Raw genomic sequence first — 5,849 nt, 5'->3', positions numbered from 1 at the left:
GTCGCACCCGCGGGCGATGCGTTGATGGACGAACTACGTGCCATTGGTGAAACGATGACCACCGAATGGCTGGAGGCTTCCGGTGAAGAAGGCGCCGCCATCGTCGAAGCTTACCGCGCCAAAGCAGCTGCAGCGCAGTAAAAAAATCTATCGAGTGGGGGCGCCAGATGAACGGCGCCCCCACTCATTCTCGAATTATGAGGCAGCCCCATGACAGAAGAAACTGGCCCGCTACGGACGTTGCTGGATTGGCTCTACAAAGCCTCTGGCGTGGCCGCAGCACTTTGCCTTGTGGCGATCTTGTTACTGATTGTCGCGCAGATGATTGCCCGCTGGACCGGCGAAATCTTTCCAGGCGCGCCCAATTACGCGGGCTACTTCATGGCCGCCGCCAGCTTCCTAGCATTTGCCAGCGCCCTGAACCGAGGCGCTCATATCCGTGTGTCGATCCTACTGAACGCCGTAAACCCACGCATCAAATGGGCGCTAGAGGTCTGGTGCTTCGGCATTGCGACCACCATTATCTGGTATTTCGTATATTACGCTTATTGGTTCACTTTTTGGTCGTGGAAATTCAACGAGGTTAGCCAGGCCCAGGACGCCACACCCCTATGGATCCCCCAATCGGTCATGGTTTTGGGTGGCGCAATTCTGGGTATCGCATTTCTGGACAATCTCGTTGCGGTCGTTTTCCGGGGTAATCACCGGATTGGCCGCGATCTTGTCGATCAAAGCTTCGGGGAATAGGCCAATGACCGAACTTTACGCGATCGTTCTGTTCCTATTCGTTCTCTTTCTACTCTTGGGCACCGGTGTCTGGGTCGGCGTTGCCCTAATGGGTGTTGCCTGGGTAGGGATGGAGCTATTCACCTCGAGACCGGTGGGTGACACCATGATCACGACGATCTGGGCCACTTCATCATCCTGGACACTGACGGCGCTGCCGCTCTTCATCTGGATGGGTGAGATCCTCTATCGAACTCGATTGTCCGAGGATATGTTCAAAGGCCTGTCCCCCTGGCTGGCACGTCTTCCTGGCGGTTTGGTCCATACCAACATTGTTGGCTGCACCGTCTTCGCGGCTGTCTCAGGCTCATCCGCCGCGACGCTGACGACGGTCGGCAAAATGTCGATCCCTGAATTGCGCGCGCGCAATTACCCTGAGCATATTGTCATCGGCACACTGGCCGGCGCGGCGACGCTTGGCTTGATGATACCGCCGTCGTTGGCATTGATTGTCTATGGTGTGACGGTCAACGAATCTATTACGCAACTGTTCTTCGCAGGGGTTTTCCCAGGGCTTTTTCTGGCGCTCATGTTCATGGGCTACGTCGCGGCCTATTCGGTCTTTTCGAAAGGCTGGAAACCCACCGCTGAAGTCGCGATGTCGTTTAGCGAAAAACTTTCGAACTCGCGTTTTCTGCTGCCGGTCATTCTGCTGATTCTTGTTGTCATCGGCTCAATGTATACCGGCATCGCTACTGCGACCGAGGCTGCAGCATTCGGTGTTATAGGCTCGCTTGCCCTGGCGGCGGGGCAGGGCTCACTCAATTGGACCAGCTTCCGCGAAAGCCTGATGGGGGCAACCCGTACGTCAGCCATGATCATGCTGATCCTTGCGGGGGCGGCGTTCCTGAAACTTTCCATGGGCTTTACGGGTTTGCCGCGCGCTCTGGCGGACGGCATCGCCGTAATGGAACTGACGCGTTTTCAACTGTTGATGGCGCTTTTGGTTTTCTACATCATCCTCGGCATGTTCCTCGACGGTATCTCTTCGGTGGTGCTGACAATGGCGGTTGTGGAACCGATGGTCCGTGAGGCGGGTATTGATCTGATCTGGTTCGGCATCTTCGTCGTCGTTGTTGTTGAGATGGCGCAAATCACACCACCGATCGGGTTCAATCTGTTCGTTTTGCAGGGAATGACGGACCACGAAATGGGCTATATAGCCAAGGCCGCGCTGCCTATGTTCCTGATCATGGTAGTAATGTGCTTTGTGCTGATCTGGTTCCCAGATCTGGCGCTTTGGTTGCCGGAAAAACTGCGCGATGGCCAGGGATGATGACGCAATACTTTGGTCGGGCGCTTGAGTTCTGCACCCGACACGGCCGCCTAGGTCTTGTGGCAGGCCTGGCGGCCGGGCGTTGCCTACGACTTTCATTGCAGCGCCGTGGACGCCTAAGTTCGTCCGTCACGATTACTTCCAGACTTCCCTAGCGCTTCGTTGATTGTCTTATGAATCTCAACGCCGCTTTGCGATCCCGTCGCTTGGCAACCTAGCTTTCCAGGACTTCTGCGTCGTGATCCAAAGCCGTCCAAAGGGTGGGCGTTTCGCAGTTAATCTTCACGAAAACCAGCTCCAGATGCCACTGCCAGTTCGAATTCGCGCGCATCCAGCTGACCCGGTTTCTTCGGATCTCAGCAGCAAACATCTGGCCAAATCTATTCTACCAGAACCGAACCGTTTCATGGCTGATTTCGATACCGCGTTCATGCAGAAGACCCTCCAAATTCCGCCGCGAGAGCGGAAATCGAACATAAAGTATCGCGGCCAGGCAATTGATTTCGTGCGAGGTTTTGAAATAATGAATAGGACTGCGTTTTGTCATCCTTAAATGCTGCGAAACTGCCCTGCCCGCCCAAGCCGGCGTCTTCCGCCATCACCAGTTCAAGTAATCGAGAAAGTTGTAAAGGCCTGCAAATTATATGTACGTATCGCTTTAGAGGCGAACATCGGCTGTATCAGCGCGGTTATCAAATACACCATAGCACAGCCGGTTGAACGCACGCGCCGCAAAGCCGTAGGATTTAATCCCGAGCTTACTGGCCATCGCCTAAATCGATCGCATCGGCCAGATCGACATCAAGACAGTCCTTTCTGATCCTCTGACTTGGGGTTCGCTCAAAGCCCTGGACTTGCTTCCAGTACCGGGGAACATGCTGTCGGGGAAGATGTACTTGGCACCACTCCGCAATTTTGATGAGATCCAAAACGATACCTTCGCGCATGACTATGAAACAAAGGATATCCGCTTCGCCGATCTCGGACGGCACGCCAACGATGGCCGTTTCAGCAATATCAGGGTGACCGGCCAATCCAGTCTCGATTTCCCAAGCCGAGATATTTTCACCGCGGCGACGCAAGGAATCAGTCTTTCGTCCCAGAAAGAAATAATTACCCTCTACATCCCGCCGTCCCAAGTCTCCGGTGTAAAGCCAGCCTCCTTTCAAAAGTCGCGCAGTCGCTTCCGCATCCCCAAGATAACCGGGGGTCAGAAGCCCACTATGCCGGGGCCTGACGGCGATCTCTCCTACGGCCCCCTCGCCCACAAGCTGCCCGTCTTCCTCGACCAGCTCCACGTCCATCCAAGGCAACACCTGCCCGATCGACCCGATTGTTCCCCTGTCATCGACCATGGTGAAGCTTGATGCCTCGGTCATCCCAAAGACTTCGCGGATCGGGATCGAAAATCGCTCAATGAAATCACGGCGCGTCTCGGGCCTGCATCCACCGCCGAAGGCCAGCTTGATGGGATGATCCTTGTCGTCTTGTTGTTCTTGCGATTTCAGCAAAATCTCAAGGATGCCGCCCAGATAGTGAAGCTTGTTTACCTCATGGGCGCGCACCAGCGGCCAAAATTTTCTGGCACTGAATCGTTTTACGACAACCAGCCGCGCACTATGGATCAAGGCCATTATGACAAGTTGCGGGCCGCCGATATGGTGCATCGGCTCCCACATCAGAAATGCATCTCCTGCCTCGCATTTGCTGGCAAGGGCGCATCCAGCGGCCGAGGCCAGAAGCATTCTTTCCGTGACCATCACGCCTTTGGGCGGTCCTGTCGTGCCGGAAGTAAACAGAACTGCGCACACATTGTCAGAGTCAGATGGCACAGGGTCGGGAAAATGGTTCAGACCCGGAGGCTCTGGCCACACCCAGCTATCTACCTCTAGAATGGTACTTAAGTCATTGTGGCCAGACGCTATAAGGTTATGGACGGCGTGCGGAGCTGCGATGACAAGGTCCGGCTTTGCAATCGAAAGGACATGGGCCAGGGATGGTCCGCGAGCATCGGGCGCTTGAGGCACCCATGTCGCCCCTACCAGCGACAGAGCGAGGAACAGCGCGATGTAGCTCGGCCCGGCATCCATCATCGTCAGCACGGTATCGCCCGGTTTGACGCCAAGACTTCGTAACTTACTGGCAAAAGCGTGGCCAACCGATGCGACTTCGGCCGTCGTGATCTGCCTATGTTCCCACGTGATCAGAACCCGGTCCGGTTCACTTGCAGCGCGATCAAGCAACAAGCCGGCAAGCGTGCCGCAGAATGGGGCAGAGGCGAAGGGACCTTCGGCCTTAGTCACGCTTGCGGCCGCCTCTAGCATCCAGAAAAGCCTGCGTTGAGGCGTGCATTTCACCGGAACCAAACGAGGCGCGGTGGTACTTCTTGGCAGCGGCGACGGCGTCTTCAAGCCCCGGCTCGAGCACCTCAAAAAATCTCCGCTTAATTAGCTTCATTGCAGTTTTGGGCTTGGCCCCCAAGTTGCGGGCAACGCTCACAGCTCGGTCCAGAACGCAGCTCTGTTCGGCAATCTCGTGAAGCACCCCAAGCCGAAGCGCTTCTTCGGCGTCCATCAACCGGCCCGTCAGGGTCAGTTCAATGGTCCGCGACAGGCCAAGAACCTCGCGCATGATCCAAGGGCCTGTAATGCTGACGATTCCCGAGTTAATTTCGGGCTGACCCAATCTGACGCCCGAGTGGCCGATCCGGATGTCGGTCAGCAAAACAAACTGAAAAGCCGAGCCCGCAGCAACGCCGTTGATTGCAGAAACCACTGGCACTTCGATTGAGCGGATGGCTCGGTACAGCCTTGAAAAGCCGTCAATCCAGACTTCCGCGAAATCCTCATCGAAGTCTGTGGCTTCGTTCAGGTCCTGTCCCGCACAGAAGGCCCGCTCCCCTGCCCCGGTCAAGACGATTGAGGTCACGGTCGAGTCCTCGGACGCCGCCTCCAGCGCTTCTATAAGTTTCGCGCGCATGGCCATATCCCACGCGTTCATTCGGTCAGGCCGGTTCAGCGTGATGACCAGACAGCCGTCTGATATCGTCGTCAGAATTGTATCATCCATCATGTGCCAGACCTCCACCGCTTGCTACCCCGCAAGCCAATCAGGAACGTCTCAGGGATTGCAACCAGAAACTGGTTTGCAGTCCGGTTTAGGGGCTATCTACAGGGCGCCGTCAGACGAGTGCGAACCAGTCTCTCATACAACTGCCAGTGAGAGGCCGAGCGCATGCAGTTGATCGGGATCCTAGAGACCTGCACCGGGAACATCGGACCGAAGCATTGCGACCAGAACCGGGCCGTCTCATAGCCGATTTCGATACCGCGCTCATGCTGCAGGTCTGCAACATTGCGAAGCGGAAGTGGGAAACGAGCGTAAATCATCACCGAAAGGCGGCGGTCTCTGGGCTCGTCTCAAAGGAGCGGAAGGTGCTGCATTTTGTCATCCCACGAGGCTAGGCACCCGCCTTGCTCGCCTCAAGTTGGTTTTGTCTCACATCACCGTCGGACCGGCTTCAAGACGCCCACGGAGGTACAGCAGCGGCCACCATCCAAGAATTGTATCGACAGTCATTACCAGCAAGAACTCGGCAGAGAAACCTAGGTTGGCAGGCACTTATTGAGAAATACGCGTAGACGAATTAGTTGCTTCGCACTGAACAATCATTCATATTCCTATATTAGAATTAATGGAGCGGAAAATGCGTTTTTCACGACGAAACTTCTTATGCGGCGTAACCGCCCTGCCCATTTCTGCAACCGTCCCAAAATTTGCCCTCGCT

At 55.7% G+C, this 5,849-nt stretch carries 4 protein-coding genes and 1 pseudogene; 2 read left to right on the top strand and 3 right to left on the bottom strand.

Features of this window, described 5'->3' with window-relative positions:
* Positions 1–210 precede the first annotated feature (210 nt).
* On the top strand, positions 211–747 hold the full coding sequence (locus AC221Y_RS19300) for a TRAP transporter small permease (protein WP_299752412.1): 537 nt from the start codon (positions 211–213) through the stop codon (positions 745–747).
* A 4-nt stretch (positions 748–751) separates the two neighbouring features.
* Positions 752–2,062 (top strand): TRAP transporter large permease, encoded by a 1,311-nt coding sequence (locus AC221Y_RS19295; protein WP_486708073.1) that lies wholly within the window; start codon positions 752–754, stop codon positions 2,060–2,062.
* Between the two features lie 80 nt (positions 2,063–2,142).
* Here the strand turns inward: AC221Y_RS19295 and AC221Y_RS19290 are convergent.
* The 3 genes and pseudogenes from AC221Y_RS19290 to AC221Y_RS19280 all read right to left on the bottom strand — a co-directional run.
* A pseudogene (locus tag AC221Y_RS19290) lies at positions 2,143–2,609 on the bottom strand (DDE-type integrase/transposase/recombinase); the annotation flags it as partial.
* 211 nt (positions 2,610–2,820) lie between these two features.
* The gene (locus tag AC221Y_RS19285; RefSeq protein ID WP_299753842.1) at positions 2,821–4,386 is read right to left on the bottom strand and encodes an AMP-binding protein; all 1,566 of its coding nucleotides are present in this window, start codon (positions 4,384–4,386) and stop codon (positions 2,821–2,823) included.
* Complete coding sequence (locus tag AC221Y_RS19280; RefSeq protein ID WP_299753841.1) at positions 4,358–5,134, bottom strand: enoyl-CoA hydratase/isomerase family protein; 777 nt, start codon at positions 5,132–5,134, stop codon at positions 4,358–4,360. The genes AC221Y_RS19285 and AC221Y_RS19280 overlap by 29 nt, the downstream gene beginning before the upstream one ends.
* Positions 5,135–5,849 lie beyond the last annotated feature (715 nt).

It is taken from the genome of Boseongicola sp. (genome assembly GCF_057460485.1).
Note: the sequence above shows the minus strand (reverse complement) of the source record. Positions and strands in the feature narration are given on the sequence as shown.

What these genes read in the sequence shown, in the direction of transcription:
- AC221Y_RS19295 (WP_486708073.1), top strand. Translation starts at nt 752, where the DNA reads ATGACCGAACTTTACGCGATCGTTCTGTTCCTATTCGTTCTCTTTCTA.
- AC221Y_RS19300 (WP_299752412.1), top strand. Translation starts at nt 211, where the DNA reads ATGACAGAAGAAACTGGCCCGCTACGGACGTTGCTGGATTGGCTCTAC.
- AC221Y_RS19285 (WP_299753842.1), bottom strand. Translation starts at nt 4,386, where the DNA reads ATGCTAGAGGCGGCCGCAAGCGTGACTAAGGCCGAAGGTCCCTTCGCC.
- AC221Y_RS19280 (WP_299753841.1), bottom strand. Translation starts at nt 5,134, where the DNA reads ATGATGGATGATACAATTCTGACGACGATATCAGACGGCTGTCTGGTC.